Raw genomic sequence first — 17,587 nt, 5'->3', positions numbered from 1 at the left:
GTTTTGATGTGTGCACGATGCCAGAATCCCCGGCCTGCTGGACACCTCGGGCACCTCGGCCCGACAATCCTCCTGTGACGCCCCCCTACGAGCCCCACACCTACCCGGCGCGGCTCTCCGACGCCGAACGGGACCGTGCGCTGGCCCAGCTCCGCGAGGGCGCCGCCCAGGGCAAGCTCTCCCACGAGACCTTCCTCCAGCGGATGGAACTGGCCCTCGCCGCCCGGCAGTCCGCCGACCTCGCGATGCTCACCTCCGACCTGGACACCGACGGCCGCTGGGCCCGCCGGATGTTCGGCGCGGTGAGCCGCGCCTCCGCCTTCACCGTGCGGCTGCGCAGGGCCTGGACGACCGAACGGCTGCCGAAACTGCTGCTGCCCACCCCCGGGCCCACCCCGCTGCTGATCGGCCGGGACATCGGCAACGGGCTGCGGCTCAGCCACGAGACCGTCTCCCGGCGGCATGCGGAACTGCTCCGGCAGGGCGGTCTGTGGATTCTCCGTGACCTCGGCTCGACCAACGGCACCTGTGTCAACGGCCGTCGGGTGACGGGCACGGCGGTCGTCAACGACGGCGATCAGGTCAGCTTCGGCCGTATGTCCTTCCGGCTCTCGGCGACCTGAGGCGGGACTGCTCCTGTGGGCCGTTCGGCCCAGTACGAGTCAACGCGGGCCGCCCCCGTGCCGATGCACGCACCGGCGCGGACGACCGTCCGCGCGCACCCGTGCACAGAACGGTGACGCCCATGTCGGCAGTACGAAGCGCAGTGCGCCAGACCCTCGTCGCGACCGCCGCGACCGCCGCCCTCCTCGCCTCGGCGGGCGGCGCGACCGCCCAGCAGGCCACCGCGCGGGAGGCGCACCCGGACAACTGGATGTACCTCGCGGTGATCCAGGGCGAGGACGTCGTCAGCGAATTGTCGGGCACCCTGCTGACGTGTCCGCCCGCGAAGAACTCGGGCCACCCGAACGCGAAGAACGCCTGCAAGCAGCTCGCCGCCGTCGACGGGGACATCGCGAGGATCAAGCGCGCCGACGTCGCCTGCCCGATGATCTACAAGCCGGTGACGGCCATGGCGTACGGCAGGTGGGACGGCCGCCGCATGGTGTTCGCCAAGAACTACCCCAACGCCTGTGTCATGGAGGCGTCCACCGGGCTTGTCTTCACGTTGGCCGGCCAGTAGGAAGGTTGGCTGTCAGAACGGCACGGTGGTGCGCCACCCATCCGTGGCACGCCACCGTCGGCCGGGCCCTCGTCGTCGTCCTCGTCGGCCGGGCCCTCCTCGTCGTCCTCCTCGTCGTCGTACGAGACGCCCGTACGGCGCTGAGGCCGCACCCCGGCACTCCTACGTGGCTGTACCCGGCGCCCGTACCAACAGTGCCACCGGCCGCTCCGCGAGCAGCCGCACCAGAGGCACCGCCCCCTCGAACTCCCGCCCGCCCGGCAGCCGGTCAGCCCACCGTCCCTCCGGCAGCGTCAGTACGGTGTCCCGCCAGCCACCCGCCTCCGCCAGCCGCAGCGACAGCCGGGTCACCACGGTCACCGTCTCCCCGGAGCGGGTGAACGCGACACAGTGCCTGGCCGCCTGCCCCGTGGCGGACAGGGGGGTGTACGTCGCGCACTCCCCGAAGACCTCGGGCCGCTCCCGGCGCAACGCCAGGGCGGTCGTCGTCAGGGCCAGCTTCTCCTGCGACAGGGTGACGCCCGCAGGGGCCTCCGCGAGGGTGCGCGCGTCGAAGGCGACGGGACGCCGGTTGTCCGGGTCGACCAGCGCCAGGTACTCCCGCTCGGTGCCCTGGTACAGCTCCGGCACCCCCGGCATCGTCAGGTGCACCAGCGTGGCGCCCAGCACGTTCGCCCTCGTGTGGGGCGCCAGCTCCCGTGAGAACAGCGACAGTTCGTACTGTGCGGTCCCGCACGGCCCTGACCGTACGAACGCCTCCAGGGCCTGCTCGTAGCCCGCGTCCTGCTCCGTCCAGCTCGTGTGCAGCCCCGCCTCCCTGGCGGCCTTCAGCAGGGCGGGCACCAGCCGGTCCGGTCCCGCGTAGGGAACGGCGGCAGCCGTCTGCCAGGCCGTCCACGCGGCGTGCGGGTCCGGGGCCGCGGCCGTCTGCGCCCACCGCCGCAGCAGGCCCGCCCACCGCTGCGGGCACTCGGTCAGCACCGCCAGGCGTGCCCGTACGTCCGCGCTGCGCTTGGTGTCGTGCGTGGACAGTACGGTGCCGGTGCCCGGCCAGTCCCGGGCCAGGCGGGCACAGAACGCGTGGAACTCGTCCGGGGACACGGCGGGCCGCCCCGGGTCCCCGCCGACCTCCGCCGCCGAGAGGAGCGGCGCGTAGCGGTAGAACGCGGTGTCCTCCACCGACTTGGCGCGCAGCGCCGACGCCGTCTGCGCGAACCTGACGCAGAAAGCCTGGTGGTCGGGCCCCGCTCCCAGCCGCCCCAGCCCCAGTTCGCGCACGACGTCGACCGCCGCGGCCTCCTCCGGCACGGAGAACGCCGCCTTCGCCTCGCGCACCGCCTCCGGCGGCAGGGTCGCCTCCGCCTCCTCGGGGGTGGGGCCGCCCGCCGCCACATAGGGGCGGTAGACGGGCATCCGTACCAACAGCTCGTGCAGGGCACTGTGCAGTGCCCAGGGAGCGTGGTCCCGCAGGGCGGGGTCGGCGGCGCAGATGCGTCCCGCCGCACGCACCAGGAAGCCGGTCTCGGCGGCCAGTTCGTGGGCGAGGACCCGGTGGGCGGCGCGGCGCACTGTCGCCGCCCAGTAGCCGCCCCGGTCGCCGGGCGGGTCGGCGAACGCCCGGTACAGCTCGGTGAGTTCGTCGGCCCCCGTGGGATCGTTGAACAGTCCGTCGATCCGGTGCAGGGCGTCGTAGCCGGTCGTCCCCGCGACCGGCCAGTCGGCGGGCAGCCGCTCGTCGCCGGTGAGGATCTTCTCGACCACCGTCCACACCGGGCTCTCCGGCTCCTCCTGGCCCTCCGCGCTCTCGCGGCCCGCCTCCGTCGCGTCCGCCAGCCGTCGCAGGTAGTCGCCGGGCGCGGCCAGCCCGTCCGGGTGATCGATCCGCAGGCCCTCGACGACGCCCTCGCGCACCAGCTGGAGGATCTTCGCGTGCGAGGCGGCGAACACCTCGGGATCCTCGACCCGCACACCGATGAGGTCCGAGATGGTGAAGAAGCGGCGGTAGTTGAGCTCCGTGCGGGCCAGCCGCCACCAGGCGAGCCGGTACCACTGGGCGTCGAGCAGCTCCGGCAGAGGAAGCTTCTCGGTGCCCTCGCGCAGCGGGAAGGCGTGGTCGAAGTAGCGCAGCACCCCGCCCTCCACCCGGAGGTGCCCGATCTCCTCGCCGAGCCTGCCGCCCAGGACGGGGAGCAGGAGCTTGCCGCCGCCGCCCTCCCAGTCCAGGTCGAACCAGCTCGCGCAACGGGAGGCCGGACCCTCCCTGAGCACCTCCCACAGCGGCGCGTTGAGGTGCTCGGGCGCGGGCACGGCCATGTGGTTGGGCACGATGTCCAGGACCAGGCCGAGCCCGTGCGCGCGGGCCGTGCGGGAGAGCGCCCGCAGGCCCTCCTCGCCGCCCAGCTCTTCGCGCACGCGCGCGTGGTCCACCACGTCGTACCCGTGCAGGGATCCGGGCACTGCTTCCAGCACCGGCGACAGGTGCAGGTGCGAGACCCCGAGGGCGGCCAGGTACGGCACCGCTTCCTCGGCGGCCGAGAAGGGGAAGTCGGGCTGCAGCTGAAGGCGGTAGGTGGAGGTCGGCGTCATGCGAACGTACGTACCCGCATTCGGGGCTTCTGTGTCATCGGCCCATGCGTCCGCTCGCGGGCACGGAGCTAATTTCTCCTGATGGCTTCCATGAACAAGTCACCGAAGAAGAGGGAAGGTTCAGGTGCTCTGCGGACGTACCGGAAGAGCTATCAAGAGGCGATGGCGCTCACCGGCCCTGTACTGCCCCTGGTGTCCTTCCTCGGCAGGCTGCCCCTGGCCATGTGCCAGTTGGGAACCCTCCTGCTGGTCGCCGAGACCAGCGGCAGCCTGACCACCGCCGGACTCGTGGGCGGCGCCCTGGCGGCCGGACAGACCGTCGGCGGACCCCTGCTCGGCAGGGCCGCCGACCGGCGCGGACAGCGCGTCGTGGTGCTATCCGCGACCCTCCTCAACGCCGTCGCCGTGACCGCCCTGGTGCTCGCCTCGCTCGCCCGCCCGGACACCCTGACGCTCGCCCTGATCGCCGTGGTCGCGGGCGCGTCCGTGCCGCAGATCGGCCCGATGTCGCGCACCCGCACCCTGGCGCTCGCCCGTCGCGAGGACGCCGACGAGCGCCTCATCGGCACGGTGCTCTCCTTCGAGGGCACCCTCGACGAGGTCACCTTCGTCCTGGGACCCGCCCTCGTGGGCCTCGCCGTCGCCGTCGCGCACCCCGCCGCCGCACTGCTCGCCGCCGCAGGACTCCTCGCCGTATGCGGTACGTGGTTCGCCCTGCATCCGACGGCGTCCCTGCTACGTCCCGCCGCGCGCACCCCGTCGGGCGAACGTACGAGGCTGCCTGGTTCGGTGTACGCCCTGCGCCTCGCGATGGCCCTCCAGGGCGCCATGTTCGGCGCGTCCCAGGCGGGCATCACCGCCCTCACCGAGGACCTCGGGACGCCGGAGCAGGCGGGGCTGGTCTACGCCGCCATGGGCGTCATGAGCGCCGTCGCCGGGTTCTCCATGGCCGCCGTCCCCGCGAGCGTCGCCCTGAGCACCCGCTGGCGCATCGCCACCGCGGCCCTGGTGGTGCTCTCGGTGCCGCTCCTGTTCGTGTCGCAGCTGTGGCCGCTGTACGTCGCCGTGGTCGTCCTGGGCGTCGCGCTCGCCCCCAACATGATCACGATCTTCGGGCTGACCGAGCGCGTCGTGCCCGCCACCAGGCTCGCCGAGTCGATGGCGTACCTCATGAGCGGCATCGTCGGCGGTCAGGCCCTCGCCCTGGCGCTCTCCGGCCGGCTCGCCGAGTCCAGCGGCCCGCCCGCCGCCTTCGCCGTGGTGCTCGGCGCGGCGGTCCTGTGCGCGGCCCTCTCCTGGGCGGTGCGCCCCCGGACCGGCCGGGTGCGCACCGCAGCGCGGGGAGCCGTCACGCGGGGCGCTGAAGCACCGTCAGGCAGCGGCCGATCAGCGTGAGGTGCTCGCCCTTGTCGACCTTCGCGCCGGTGCCGGGCGGCACCCCGTCCTCCCGCGCGGTGTCCACCACGACCTCCCACTGCTCCCCGTGGTCCTGCGGAACACGGAATTCGAGGGTCTCGGCACTGGCGTTGAACATCAGCAGGAAGGAATCGTCCGTGATCCGCTCCCCGCGCGGGCCCGGCTCCGAGATCGCCTCCCCGTTGAGGAACACCGTGATCGCCTTGGCGTGCGCGGCCTCCCAGTCCTCCTGCGTCATCTCCTCGCCCTCCGGGGTGAACCACGCGATGTCGGAGAGCTCGTCCTGCGTGCCGCGCACCGGACGCCCGTGGAAGAAGCGCCTGCGCCGGAACACCGGATGCTCGCGCCTGAGCGCCACCATGGCGCGGGTGAACAGCAGAAGGGTGCCGTCCTCCGTCTTGTTGCCGTCGGCGTCCGGCCCCGGCCAGGGCACCCAGGACAGTTCGTTGTCCTGGCAGTAGGCATTGTTGTTGCCGTGCTGGGTGCGGGCGAACTCGTCGCCGTGGCTCAGCATCGGCACCCCCTGGGACAGCATCAGCGTCGCCACGAAGTTGCGCATCTGCCGCTGTCGCAGGGCCAGGACCTCGCCGTCGTCGGTGGGGCCCTCCGCACCGCAGTTCCAGGACCGGTTGTGGCTCTCGCCGTCCCGGTTGCCCTCGCCGTTGGCGGTGTTGTGCTTGTCGTTGTACGCCACCAGGTCGTGCAGGGTGAACCCGTCGTGGCAGGTGGTGAAGTTGATGGAGGCGAGCGGCCGCCGCCCGTCGTCCTGGTAGAGGTCCGAGGACCCCGTCAGGCGGCCCGCGAACTCCGCTATCGTCTGCGGCTCGCCCCGCCACATGTCCCGTACGGTGTCGCGGTACTTGCCGTTCCACTCCGTCCACAGCGGCGGGAAGTTGCCCACCTGGTAGCCGCCCTCGCCGACGTCCCACGGCTCCGCGATCAGCTTCACCTGGCTGACGACCGGGTCCTGCTGCACCAGGTCGAAGAACGACGACAGCCGGTCCACCTCGTGGAACTGCCGGGCGAGGGTCGCCGCGAGGTCGAAGCGGAACCCGTCCACCCGCATCTCGGTCACCCAGTACCGCAGCGAGTCCATGATCAGCTGGAGCACGTGGGGGGAGCGCATCAGCAGCGAGTTCCCGGTGCCGGTGGTGTCCATGTAGTACTTCGGGTCGTCCGCCAGCCGGTAGTACGAGGCGTTGTCCAGGCCCCGGAACGACAGTGTGGGCCCCAGGTGGTTGCCCTCCGCCGTGTGGTTGTAGACCACGTCGAGGATGACCTCGATGCCCGCCTCGTGCAGCGCCTTGACCGCCGTCTTGAACTCCAGCACCTGCTCGCCTCGGTCGCCCCAGGACGCGTAGCTGTTGTGCGGGGCGAAGAAGCCGATCGTGTTGTAGCCCCAGTAGTTGTTCATGCCCGCGTCGACCAGCCGGTGGTCGTTCACGAACTGGTGCACCGGCATCAGCTCCAGCGCGGTCACCCCCAGCTCCACCAGGTGGTCGATGATCGCCGGATGCGCCAGGGCGCCGTACGAACCGCGCAGCTCGTCCGGGAGGTCCGGGTGCAGCATCGTGAGGCCCTTGACGTGCGCCTCGTAGAGGATGGTGTGGTGGTACGCCGTCCGGGGCGGCCGGTCGTCGCCCCAGTCGAAGTACGGGTTCACCACCACCGACGTCATGGTGTGCGGCGCGGAGTCCTGGTCGTTGCGCGAGTCCGGCTTCCCGAAGTGGTAGCCGTACACCGCCTCGCCCCACTCGATCTCCCCGCTGATCGCCTTCGCGTACGGGTCCAGCAGGAGCTTCGCCGAGTTCGAGCGCAGCCCCCGGGCGGGCTCGTACGGGCCGTGGACGCGGTAGCCGTAGCGCTGGCCCGGCATGATGCCGGGCAGGTAGGCGTGCCGTACGAACGCGTCGGACTCCCGCAGCTCGACGGCGGTCTCCGAACCGTCGTCGTGCAGCAGACACAGCTCGATGCGCTCGGCGGCCTCCGAGAAGACCGCGAAGTTCGTTCCGGCGCCGTCGTACGTGGCGCCCAGGGGGTAAGCCTCTCCCGGCCAGACCTGCATGCGATCGACTCTTCCACTTCTGATGGCGGCCAAGGTGGTGCGGTAGCGTCAGATCTTCCCCCGAATCGTGCCCCAATGCGGCCCGATCGCCGGGCGGTTGTGGCCGTCTGGGGGAACGGCTGCACCGGCCGCCCCTCCCGGAGTACCCTTCCTTGATCGTCGGCGGAGGCCGGACAACGTGCGGACAGCGGCCGGACGGCAGCCGGACAACAGTCAGAAGCGGGCAGAAGGCGGTGCGTGGGTGAGCTCGGGAGGGCTGGAGCTACCCCCAGGTGACACGGGTCACGAGGGGGGCTCGGGCGACATCCCGCCCGGTACGGTCTCGCTCGCGCGACCGATGGAGATCGGCGCGGAACTGGACTGGGGCACGGACGCCTGGAGCGAGGTGCGTACGCGCGCCCAGCGCGCCGGACGCGCCTACATCTGGCTCAATCTCGTCGAGCAGCGCATGCGCGCCGTCGTCGCCGCCGTGCTGCGCCCGGTGTACGAACCGGTGCACGGCGACGAGTGGGTCGTGGCCGCGGCCGGGCCCGCGGGGCAGGAGTGGGTGCAGCGCGCCGTCGCGGTGCGCGAGGTGAGCCGCAGGAAGGGCTACCTCCTGGACCCGGCCGACGACAACGTCCTGAGCTTCCTGACGCTGCCGCAGCTGCGCGAGCTGATGGTGCAGCACTGGCCGTGCTTCGAGCCGTACTACGACGACCGCCGCGACGTGGAACTGGCGCTGGACGAGCTGGAGGTCACCCGCAACGTCGTCTCCCGCAACCGCGCACTGTCCGAGACCGTCCTCGCCCAGGCGGAACGGGCCTCCGCGCGGCTGCTCGAAATCCTCGGCGCGGGCTCCGGAGCGCCGTCCGCCGACCGGATGCCGGTGGACGCGGTCGAGGACCTCGTCGGCGACCGGTACGCCGACGTCGTCTCCGTCCACCCCGACCGGGTGCGCCTCCAGCGGCAGCTGCCCGCGGAGGACCTCTTCGGCGGGGCCCGGCGCGTCGACGCGATCGGGATAGGGCTCAACCTGCTCGTGCAGAACTTCTCCGGGCGCAGGCTCGTGCGTCTCGCGGAGGCGGGCTGCCGGGTGCGGCTGCTCTTCCTCAACCCGGCCAGCAGCTCCGTCAAGCGCCGCGAGCGCGAACTCGGGCTGCGCAAGGGCGAGCTGAGCAGGTCCGTCGAGATGAACATCCTGCACATGCGGCGGGTGCGGGCCAGCCTGCGGGACCCGGGGGCCTTCCAGATCCAGGTCTTCGACGAGACGCCGCGCTTCACCGCGTACCTCGTCGACGGCGACGGTCCCGGCGGCCTGGCCGTCGTCCAGTCGTACCTCCGCAGGGCGCGCGGCATGGAGGCCCCGGTGCTCGTGCTGCGCGGCGGCGGGCGGGGCGGGCGCGACGGGGTGGTGCGGCACGGGCAGGAGACCGAGGCCGGGCTCTTCGAGACCTACCGCGAGGAATTCGAGTCGGTCTGGACGGATTCGCGGCCGGTCTCCTGACCGGTCCTGGCCTCCTCGCGGGGCGTCGGGCGGTTTCGCGGGACTTCATGTTGCTCCGTGCGGCTTCGCGTGGTTTCACGTTGCTTCGTGCGGCTTCGTGCGCGAACGTCGATGATCTTCGGGGGCCGGATTGTCAGTGCTGCGTGCGAGGGTGGTTCTCCGTTGGGGGAGAACACTCAAGGAGGCCCAGGAATGGGATGGCACGGGGAATCGCTGATCGGCTTCGACCTGGAGACCACGGGTACGGAGCCGCTGGAGTCGCGCATCGTGACGGCGGCGGTCGTGGAGGTGCGGGGCGGGGACGTCGTGGAGCGGCGGCTGTGGCTGGCCGATCCCGGCATCAGAATCCCGGCCCAGGCCACGGCGATACACGGCATCAGCAGCGAGCACGCGAGCGCCGAGGGCCGCCCGGTCCGCGAGGTCGCGGACGAGATCGCCGACCTCCTGGTCGACCACTGGGCACGGGGCGTGCCGGTGATCGCGTACAACGCGGCCTTCGACCTGACGCTGCTCTCCGCCGAGCTGGCCCGGCACGGGCTGCCCGCGCTCGGCGACCGGCTCGCCGCGCGCACGGGGGAGCAGGGCATCGGCCCCGTCGTCGACCCGCTCACCATCGACCGGGCCGTCGACCGCTACCGGCGCGGCAAGCGCACCCTCGAAGCGGTCTGCGTGGAGTACGGAGTGGAGCTGGACGGGGCGCACGAGGCGTCGGCGGACGCGCTGGCGGCGGTCCGGGTGGCGATCGCGATAGCGGAGCGGCACCCCACGATCGCCGCTCTCGCCCTGCCGGAGCTGCACCAGGAGCAGGTGCGGTGGTACGCGGACTGGGCGACCGGCTTCCAGGAGTTCCTCCGGAAGAAGGGCACCGCCGATGCCGTCATCGACCCCGCCTGGCCGCTGCGCGCCCCGAGCCCGGCCGCCACGAAGAGCTGACCGGCCCCCGAGCCGCGGACCGGCCGGGAGGCTTCTAGAACGGGTACCAGCGCACCTGCGGGTCGTTGTCCCGCAGCGACCGCACCCGGCGACGGAACTCCGCGAGCGCCTTCGGGTTGGTCGGCGCGTGCTGGGCGACCCACGCACAGCTCGCCGTCTCCCGCGCGCCGCGCAGCACCGTCCAGCCGTCCCAGGCGCGGACGTCCCAGCCGTACGCGGCGACGAAGGCGTCGTAGCGCTCCTCGGGCAGCCCGTAGCGGTCCAAGGACAGCGCCATCACCACCAGGTCGTGCTCCCGGAAGTCCGAGGAGAAGGTCTCCAGGTCGACCAGGACCGGCCCTTGGGGCCCCACCATCACGTTGCGGGGCAGTGCGTCCCCGTGGATCGGGCCCTGCGGCAGCTGCGGGACGAGCGCGGCGGCGGAGGCGGCGAAACCGTCCCGGCGGCCCCGCAGGTACACCGCGTCCTCGGGATCGATGGCGTCGCCCGCCAGCCGCAGCCACCGCTCGACCCCGTCCAGCAAGTCCCGGGGCGGCAGCGTGAACGACGGGGCGGGCAGCGCGTGCACCAGGTTCAGCAGCTCCGCCACGTCCCTCGGCTCCGAGGGACGTACGGCGTCGGGCAGCCGGTGCCAGAGCGTCACCGGGTGGCCGTCCACCAGCCACGGCTTCTCGGCGGCGGGCCGCACGGCCGGAACGCCTGCCTCCGCCAGCCACTCGCCGACGGCCAGTTCGCGCTTCGCGCGGGCGGCCAGGTCGGGGGAGCCCCGGCCGACCTTGGCCACGAAGGAACCGCTCGCGCCCCCGGCGTTCTCCACCGTGAACACCGCGTTCTCGCCCAGGGACACCAGTGCCGCCCCGGTGCCGAGGCCGGTGGCCTCCAGCACCTCGCGTGCGCGCTTCTCGTCCATCGTCGTGCTTCTCCCGTGTACCCGGTGATGCGAATCCGACAAAGTCTCGCATCCGTGCAGGTTGGCTTGACGAACCAACGGGTCGTCAGCACGATGACGGGGGCCGCGGGACGACCAGAACGGTATAAGTCGCCTGAATCGCGCAAACTGCCTGAAGGAGCCGAATCTGTGACACTGGCGACCAGCAAGGGGCAGTCGGCCAAGAAGCCGGGACAGCGGGAACCGGGTGGCCGGAAACCCGACTTCGGGACCTGGTTCCTGGTCCTGCCCGCGCTCATCCCCATCCTGATCCTCAGCGTCGGCCCGCTGCTCTACGGCATCGCCCTCGCCTTCACCGACTCCCAGTCGGGCCGCACCGCGCCCACCCAGTGGACCGGCACCCTCAACTTCGCCGACCTGCTGCACGACACCCTCTTCTGGGACTCCTTCCGGATCGGTCTGCTCTGGGCCGTCGGCGTCACCGTTCCCCAGTTCCTGCTGGCCCTGGGCCTGGCCCTGCTGCTCAACCAGAACCTCCGCTTCCGCTGGCTGGCGCGGGCGCTGGCCATCGTCCCGTGGGCGATGCCCGAAGTCGTCGTCGGCATCATGTGGCGGCTCGTGTACAACCCCGACGCGGGCATCCTCAACGAGACCCTCCGCACGCTGGGCCTGGGGGAGGGCCGCGACTGGCTCACCGGCCTCGCCACCGCGCTGCCCGCCGTCATCCTGGTCGGCATCTGGGCGGGCATGCCGCAGACCACCGTCGCCCTCCTCGCCGGACTCCAGAACACCCCGCACGAACTCCACGAGGCCGCAGCCCTCGACGGGGCCGGGGCCTGGCGCCGCTTCCGGGCCGTCACCTGGCCCGCCCTCAAGCCCATCGCGCTGTCCATCACCGCGCTCAACTTCATCTGGAACTTCAACTCCTTCGCCCTGGTCTACGTCCTGACCAGCGGCGGCCCCGGCGGACGCACCCGCCTGCCGATGCTCTTCGCCTACGAACAGGCTTTCCGCTACGGGCAGTTCGGCTACGCCGCCGCGATGGGCTGCGTCATGGTCGCCGCCATCTCCGTACTCCTCGCCGTGTTCCTGGCGGGCCGACTCAAGGGAGGAGCCGACAAGTGAGCCTCACCTCGGGCCCCATGCGCGCCGGCAGGCCCGCCCGCGCGGGCCAGTACCTGGCGCTCCTCGCCTACCTGGTCTTCCTCGCGTTCCCGTTCCTCTGGCTGATCTCGACGGCCTTCAAGTCCCCGCGCGAGCTGGGCGACCTGCACCCCACCTGGATTCCCCAGGACCCCGGCCTGGACAACTTCCGGCAGGCGTTCGAGGAACAGCCCCTCCTCGAAGCCGCCGGGAACAGCCTGATCGCCGCGCTCTCCGCAGCCCTGATCGCCGTCGTCGTCGCCACCCCGATGGCCTTCGTGATGGCCCGCCACCGCAGCAGGCTCACCACCGCCGCGACCGGGTGGGTCGTGGTCAGCCAGGCGTTCCCGTTCGTGCTGGTGATCATCCCGCTGTTCCTGATCCTGAAGAACCTGCACCTGATCAACTCGCTGCCGGGCCTGATCATGGTGTACGTCGTCTGGTCGCTGCCCTTCGCGCTGTGGATGCTCGTCGGCTACGTGCGCGCCGTCCCGCGCGAGCTGGAGGAGGCGGCGGCGGTCGACGGCGCGGGCAGACTCCGTACGCTCGTCTCGGTCACCGCACCACTGCTCATGCCGGGACTGATCGCCACCGCACTGTTCGCGTTCATCACCGCGTGGAACGAGTTCTTCTTCGCGCTCGTCCTGCTCAAGTCCCCGGAGAAGCAGACCTTGCCGGTCATCCTCACGCACTTCATCGGCGCGGAGGGGGCGGCCGACCTCGGACCGCTGGCCGCCGCCGCGTTCCTCGCCACCCTCCCCTCGCTGGTGATCTTCGCGATCATCCAGAAGCGGATCACGGGCGGCATGCTCGCCGGGGCGGTGAAGAGCTGATGCGCGCACCCCGCACGCTGGTCGCCGCCGTGGCGACGGCCCTGCTGCTCACCGGCTGCGCGGCGGCCGAGCGCGGCCCCGACAAGGACGGCGTGGTCCACCTCCGCTTCCAGTCCCTGGCCTGGCAGAAGGAGTCAGTCGACATCAACAAGCAGTTGGTGAAGGAGTGGAACGCGGCGCACCCCAAGGTCCAGATCGACTACGTCCAGGGCAGCTGGGACAACGTCCACGACCAGCTCCTCACCTCCTTCGAGGGCGGCGAGGCGCCCGACATCATCCACGACGCCTCCGACGACCTCGCCGACTTCTCCTACGGCGGCCACCTCGCCGACCTGACGCAGCTCCTGCCCGCCCGCCTCAGGGCCGACATCCCGCAGCAGAGCTGGGACACCACCACCTTCGACAAGAAGGTGTACGGAGTCCCCTTCCTCCAGGAACCCCGCGTCCTGATGGCCAACGAGAAGCTCCTCAAGGCGTCCGGCGTCCGCATCCCCACTCCCGAACAGCCCTGGACCTGGGACGAGTTCCGGCAGATCACCAAGAGGCTGACCACCGACATGGGCAAAGGCAGGTACGGCGTCGCCTGGCCGCTCAAGGAACCGGTGTCCGCCACCCTCAACCTGGGCCTGTCGGCGGGCGGTCAGCTCTTCCACCAGGGCGACGACGGCAAGACCACCATCCGCTTCACCGACGGTGACGAGGTCGTCCCCGGCACCGTCCACGACCAGGTCAACACCGACGCCTCCGCCTCCGCGGCGACCCTCGGCATGGGCGGCTCCGACACCCTCCCCGGCTTCTTCGGCGGCAAGTACGCGATGGTCCCGCTCGGCTTCTCCTACCGCCAGCAGATCGCCCAGCAGGCCCCCGAGGGCTTCCCCTGGAAGGTGCTCCCGGCCCCGGCCGGCAAGGCGGGACTCACCCAGGGCGTCAGCCCGCAGACGCTCTCGGTCGCCGAGGACAGCCCGTTCAAGAAGGAGGCGGTCGAGTTCATCGACTTCTTCCTGGAGCCGGACAACATGACCCGCCTCGCCAAGGGCGACTGGATGCTGCCCACCGGCAGGGAAGCCCTCAAGGATCCCTCCCTGCGCACGTCCAAGGACGGCTGGGCCACCGGCACCGCCCTCGCCGGGCACCTGCGGTCGGCCCCCGCCCAGGCGGTGCGCGGCTACCAGGAGTGGAAGGACAAGGTCGCCACCCCCGCCTACCAGGAGTACTACAGCGGCGCGATCGACGAGGCCGCACTCCGTCAACGCCTGGAGAAGGACGGCAACTTGGTGCTCGCGCGCTATCAGCGCTGATCGCGTGGCAGGGATCGCGTGGCAGGAATGAGCTGTTCCGAAAAGACACTTGCACGAGACGTCTCGTCTCGCATAGCGTGCCGAGCATGGACACCACGCCTCGTGCTGCCGCACACATCGCCATGTTCTCCATCGCCTTCCCCGGTCACGTCAACCCGAGCCTCGAAGTCGTCCGTGAACTGGTCGCGCGCGGCCACCGGGTGAGCTACGCGATCCCGGAGTCGTACGCGGAGAAGATCGCGGCCACCGGCGCCGAGCCGGTGATCTACACCTCGACCCTCCCGGACGAGAACGCCGACCCCGAAGTCTGGGGCACCGAACTCGTCGAGAACCTCGAACCGTTCCTGGAGAACGGCATCCACGCCCTCCCGCAGCTGATCAAGGCATTCGAGGGCGACGAGCCCGACCTCGTCATCCACGACATCACCACCTACCCGGCCCCGGTCCTGGCCCACCGCTGGGGCGTCCCCGCCATCTCGCTCTCGCCCAACATGGTCGGCTGGCAGGGGTACGAGGAAGAGGTCATGAAGCCCATGTACGAGGGCCTCCTGGCGTCCGAGCGCGGGCAGGCGTACATGAACCGCTTCAGCGGCTGGCTGAAGGCGAACGACCTGCCGGGAGACGACTTCTTCGCCTTCATCGAGCCCACCCGCTCCCTCGTCCTCATCCCCGAGGCGCTCCAGCCGAACGCCGACCGCGTCGACAGGACGATCCACACCTTCGTCGGCGCCTGCCAGGGCGAGCGCGCCGACCAGGGGGAGTGGCACCGCCCGGCGGAAGCGGAGAAGGTCGTCCTGGTCTCCCTCGGCTCGGCCTTCACCAAGCAGCCCGCCTTCTATCGCGCGTGCCTGAAGGCATTCGGCGACCTGCCCGGCTGGCACCTGGTGCTCCAGATCGGCAGGTTCGTCGAGGAGTCGGAGCTCGGCGAGATCCCGGCCAACGTCGAAGTGACGCGCTGGGTACCGCAGTTGAGCATCCTCAAGCAGGCCGACCTCTTTGTCACCCACGCGGGTGCGGGCGGCAGCCAGGAGGGTCTCGCCACCCGCACGCCGATGATCGCGGTCCCGCAGGCCGTCGACCAGTTCGGCAACGCCGACATGCTCCAGAGCCTTGGCGTCGCCCGGCGCATCGACACGGACGACGCCACCGCCGAACTCCTGCGCAGCACCGGCGAATTGCTCGTGTCCGACCCCGAGGTGGCGCGGAAGCTCGCCGACATCGCGGCCGGGATGGAGAGGGAAGGGGGCACCAAGCGGGCCGCCGACCTCATCGAGGCGGAGCTTCCGTAAAGAGGCATCCGCGCCCTCGGGGCGTCTGTGCGTCGCGACGCGTCCGCAGTTGCGGAGATGAAGAGAAGAATTGAAGGAGCCGACCCCTTGCGATATTCGCAAGGGGTCGGCTTTTTGTGAAGGCGTTAACTGACTTCGAAGTAAGTCGAGTTGGCGTTGTGCCCGACTCGGCCTGCACTGTCCCCATTTTTGATTACGGATTTTTGTTTATTGGATTACGGCCGTATGGAGGTCTTGATCTGTCGCCGTCAATCCGCCAGTGTTTCGACCCAACCCCCGGAGGACTTCCGGTCCTTGGGGGGTACCCCCACACATTCCCCCCACAAAAGAATGATGAGGACTTCCTCTTCATGGCCATACACAAGACCAAGCTGATCGCGGCGATAACCACTGTCGCCGCCGTGGCAGGACTGACCGCCCTCTCCGCCCCCACAGCGGGTGCGGCTCCCGCCGTAGGGACCGTCTACGGTGCGAACGCCGAAGGCGCGGTAGCGGGCAGCTACATCGTGATGCTCGACCAGAAGGCCGACAAGAAGGCCCTCGCCAAGACGTACGGCGGCGAACTCAAGCGGAACTTCAGCTCCGCCATCAACGGCTTCTCCGCCTCCGGCCTCACCGAGACCGAGGCCAAGCGGCTCGCCGCCGACCCGGCGGTCGCCAAGGTCGTCCAGAACAAGAAGTTCCACGCCGACGCCACCCAGGACAACCCGCCGTCCTGGGGCATCGACCGCATCGACCAGGCCGACACCGCCCTCGACAAGAAGTACACGTACCCGGACGGCGCGGGCGAGGGAGTCACCGCGTACGTCATCGACACCGGAGTCCGCGTCACCCACAAGGACTTCGGCGGACGCGCCTCCTCCGGCTTCGACGCCATCGACAACGACGACAACGCGGACGACGGCAACGGCCACGGCACCCACGTCGCGGGCACCATCGCCGGGGACGCGCACGGCGTCGCCAAGAAGGCGAAGATCGTCGCAGTCCGCGTGCTGGACGACTCGGGCTCCGGCACCACCGAGCAGGTCGTCGCGGGCATCGACTGGGTGACCGCCAACCACAAGGGCCCCTCGGTCGCCAACATGAGCCTCGGCGGGGGCGCGGACCCGGCCCTCGACGAGGCCGTCCAGAAGGCCATCGCCTCCGGCGTCACCTTCGCGATCGCCGCCGGAAACGACGCCAGCGACGCCAAGGACCACTCCCCGGCCCGCGTCCCGGAGGCCATCACCGTCGCCTCCTCCGCCGAGGGCGACAGTCAGTCGAGCTTCTCCAACTTCGGCTCGCTGGTGGACCTCTACGCCCCCGGCTCGGACATCACCTCGTCCTGGAACGACAGCGACGACGGCACGAAGACCATCTCCGGTACGTCCATGGCGACGCCCCACGTCGCCGGCGCGGCGGCGGTCTACCTGGCCGGACACCAGGACGCCACCCCCGCCCAGGTCGCCGAGGCGCTCACCGGCGGGGCCACCGCCGACAAGATCACCAACCCGTCCCCGGGCACGGCGAACAAGCTTCTGAAGGTCGTCGAGTAGGACGGACCGGGCTCCACCGGCCGGGCCGAAGGGCCCCACCCCCTCGGCCCGACCGGCCGGCCGCCGCGCTCTCCCCCCACGGAGCGCGGCTGCTGGCACGTGCGGCTGTCAGAAGTCGCGGGTTCACGAAGCCGGGTCCACCCGCGGGCGGCCCCGGTGACCTTCCCCCACAGGGTGGCGGCTGTCTGGCCGGTGGCGACCATCGCCCTCTTGTCGCGGTCCCAACGGCTCTCGCCGATGGAGCGAATCGAACGGGTCAGTTCCGTTGGGCTTCGCGGGACGCCGGTGGCGCGGCCCGGCGCGACCGGCAAGCGGTCAGGCAGCGGTCAGGACCCAGCGGCGCGCTCAGCCGCATCCGCGCACGCGCTGACCCGTCGGGCCCCCTCCGCACCGTCACGGGAATCGCGCCCTGGTGGTCAGATCCTCAGGTCCTCAGGGCCGGGGACGGATACCGGCCATTTCCCCGGGGTGCCTGACCGGTGCTGATCTTTACTGCGACGCTGTGGCCAGGAAGGCAGCGTGCCGACCCGACAGAATGGCCCCCCGACTCCCGCCCCGGGCTCGATCCAGGTCACCGAGATCCGCCCCGAGAACAACAGCGACAGCCGCCTGACCGAAGTCGCGCCGACCGACGTCCAGGCAGAAGACTGGGGCACCTTCAGCCCCCACCACCAAGCGCATCACCAGCCGACTGCTCCCCGGCGACGACAGTGACGTTCCCTGCGCCACCCCCGACTGCAAGCCCATCAGCCTCACCAAATAGGCGATGCGAGCAGCGCCTGGGCGCGGGTGACGCGCGCTCTACTCGTCCCGCCTGGACGAGCGGAACGCGTCGACACGCTCCGACGGTGACGGAGAAGCCGGTCGTGTGGGGCGGGCAAACAGATACCTCGCATGGCCGAGTTCCGGCAAACACTGTCCGTTAACCGAC

At 70.9% G+C, this 17,587-nt stretch carries 14 protein-coding genes; 11 read left to right on the top strand and 3 right to left on the bottom strand.

Translation table 11 applies throughout. From position 1 onward, the window contains the following. The first annotated feature begins 74 nt into the window (after positions 1-74). Positions 75-623 (top strand): DUF1707 and FHA domain-containing protein, encoded by a 549-nt coding sequence (locus OG897_RS18550; RefSeq protein ID WP_266658210.1) that lies wholly within the window; start codon positions 75-77, stop codon positions 621-623. 122 nt (positions 624-745) lie between these two features. Then, entirely contained in the window at positions 746-1,183 is a 438-nt protein-coding gene (locus OG897_RS18545) for an SSI family serine proteinase inhibitor (protein ID WP_266658208.1), read from the top strand. Between the two features lie 162 nt (positions 1,184-1,345). On the opposite strand, the gene treY is transcribed toward OG897_RS18545, so the two are convergent. After that, the gene (treY, locus tag OG897_RS18540; protein ID WP_266658206.1) at positions 1,346-3,769 is read right to left on the bottom strand and encodes a malto-oligosyltrehalose synthase; all 2,424 of its coding nucleotides are present in this window, start codon (positions 3,767-3,769) and stop codon (positions 1,346-1,348) included. A 90-nt stretch (positions 3,770-3,859) separates the two neighbouring features. Here treY and OG897_RS18535 point away from each other — a divergent pair, with 90 nt between their 5' ends. Then, on the top strand, positions 3,860-5,164 hold the full coding sequence (locus OG897_RS18535) for an MFS transporter (RefSeq protein WP_266658204.1): 1,305 nt from the start codon (positions 3,860-3,862) through the stop codon (positions 5,162-5,164). Here the strand turns inward: OG897_RS18535 and glgX are convergent. Then, complete coding sequence (gene glgX / locus OG897_RS18530; protein WP_266658202.1) at positions 5,118-7,250, bottom strand: glycogen debranching protein GlgX; 2,133 nt, start codon at positions 7,248-7,250, stop codon at positions 5,118-5,120. The two genes, OG897_RS18535 and glgX, sit on opposite strands and share 47 nt — an antisense overlap. Before the next feature lie 241 nt (positions 7,251-7,491). On the opposite strand from glgX, the gene OG897_RS18525 reads away from it, so the two are divergent. Both OG897_RS18525 and OG897_RS18520 read left to right on the top strand, forming a co-directional pair. Next, complete coding sequence (locus OG897_RS18525) at positions 7,492-8,736, top strand: SAV2148 family HEPN domain-containing protein (RefSeq protein ID WP_266658201.1); 1,245 nt, start codon at positions 7,492-7,494, stop codon at positions 8,734-8,736. 192 nt (positions 8,737-8,928) lie between these two features. Continuing rightward, positions 8,929-9,669, top strand: coding sequence for a 3'-5' exonuclease (locus tag OG897_RS18520; RefSeq protein ID WP_266658200.1), 741 nt, complete (start codon positions 8,929-8,931; stop codon positions 9,667-9,669). Positions 9,670-9,703: 34 nt separating this feature from the next. Here OG897_RS18520 and OG897_RS18515 read toward each other — a convergent pair whose 3' ends face one another. Then, positions 9,704-10,579: a phosphotransferase enzyme family protein gene (locus tag OG897_RS18515; RefSeq protein WP_266658199.1), complete on the bottom strand. Its 876-nt coding sequence runs from the start codon at positions 10,577-10,579 to the stop codon at positions 9,704-9,706. 168 nt (positions 10,580-10,747) lie between these two features. On the opposite strand from OG897_RS18515, the gene OG897_RS18510 reads away from it, so the two are divergent. The 6 genes from OG897_RS18510 (at position 10,748) to OG897_RS18485 (ending at position 17,370) form a co-directional block, all read left to right on the top strand. Continuing rightward, positions 10,748-11,683: a carbohydrate ABC transporter permease gene (locus OG897_RS18510; protein ID WP_266658198.1), complete on the top strand. Its 936-nt coding sequence runs from the start codon at positions 10,748-10,750 to the stop codon at positions 11,681-11,683. 17 nt (positions 11,684-11,700) lie between these two features. Next, positions 11,701-12,534, top strand: coding sequence for a carbohydrate ABC transporter permease (locus OG897_RS18505; RefSeq protein ID WP_266660282.1), 834 nt, complete (start codon positions 11,701-11,703; stop codon positions 12,532-12,534). Further along, the gene (locus OG897_RS18500) at positions 12,534-13,832 is read left to right on the top strand and encodes an ABC transporter substrate-binding protein (RefSeq protein WP_266658197.1); all 1,299 of its coding nucleotides are present in this window, start codon (positions 12,534-12,536) and stop codon (positions 13,830-13,832) included. Before OG897_RS18505 ends, OG897_RS18500 begins: the two co-directional genes overlap by 1 nt. A gap of 86 nt (positions 13,833-13,918) precedes the next feature. Then, positions 13,919-15,121, top strand: coding sequence for a macrolide-inactivating glycosyltransferase (mgt, locus tag OG897_RS18495; protein ID WP_266658195.1), 1,203 nt, complete (start codon positions 13,919-13,921; stop codon positions 15,119-15,121). A gap of 350 nt (positions 15,122-15,471) precedes the next feature. After that, positions 15,472-16,656, top strand: coding sequence for a S8 family peptidase (locus OG897_RS18490; protein WP_266658193.1), 1,185 nt, complete (start codon positions 15,472-15,474; stop codon positions 16,654-16,656). A gap of 519 nt (positions 16,657-17,175) precedes the next feature. Then, the gene (locus OG897_RS18485) at positions 17,176-17,370 is read left to right on the top strand and encodes a hypothetical protein (RefSeq protein WP_266658191.1); all 195 of its coding nucleotides are present in this window, start codon (positions 17,176-17,178) and stop codon (positions 17,368-17,370) included. Positions 17,371-17,587 lie beyond the last annotated feature (217 nt).

It is taken from the genome of Streptomyces sp. NBC_00237, from assembly GCF_026342435.1.
Taxonomy (GTDB): domain Bacteria; phylum Actinomycetota; class Actinomycetes; order Streptomycetales; family Streptomycetaceae; genus Streptomyces.
Note: the sequence above shows the minus strand (reverse complement) of the source record. Positions and strands in the feature narration are given on the sequence as shown.

Coding starts and splice junctions, on each gene's coding strand:
- glgX (WP_266658202.1), bottom strand. CDS start 7,250: ATGCAGGTCTGGCCGGGAGAGGCTTACCCCCTGGGCGCCACGTACGAC.
- OG897_RS18500 (WP_266658197.1), top strand. CDS start 12,534: ATGCGCGCACCCCGCACGCTGGTCGCCGCCGTGGCGACGGCCCTGCTG.
- OG897_RS18515 (WP_266658199.1), bottom strand. CDS start 10,579: ATGGACGAGAAGCGCGCACGCGAGGTGCTGGAGGCCACCGGCCTCGGC.
- mgt (WP_266658195.1), top strand. CDS start 13,919: ATGGACACCACGCCTCGTGCTGCCGCACACATCGCCATGTTCTCCATC.
- OG897_RS18520 (WP_266658200.1), top strand. CDS start 8,929: ATGGGATGGCACGGGGAATCGCTGATCGGCTTCGACCTGGAGACCACG.
- OG897_RS18490 (WP_266658193.1), top strand. CDS start 15,472: ATGGCCATACACAAGACCAAGCTGATCGCGGCGATAACCACTGTCGCC.
- OG897_RS18535 (WP_266658204.1), top strand. CDS start 3,860: ATGAACAAGTCACCGAAGAAGAGGGAAGGTTCAGGTGCTCTGCGGACG.
- treY (WP_266658206.1), bottom strand. CDS start 3,769: ATGACGCCGACCTCCACCTACCGCCTTCAGCTGCAGCCCGACTTCCCC.
- OG897_RS18545 (WP_266658208.1), top strand. CDS start 746: ATGTCGGCAGTACGAAGCGCAGTGCGCCAGACCCTCGTCGCGACCGCC.
- OG897_RS18505 (WP_266660282.1), top strand. CDS start 11,701: ATGCGCGCCGGCAGGCCCGCCCGCGCGGGCCAGTACCTGGCGCTCCTC.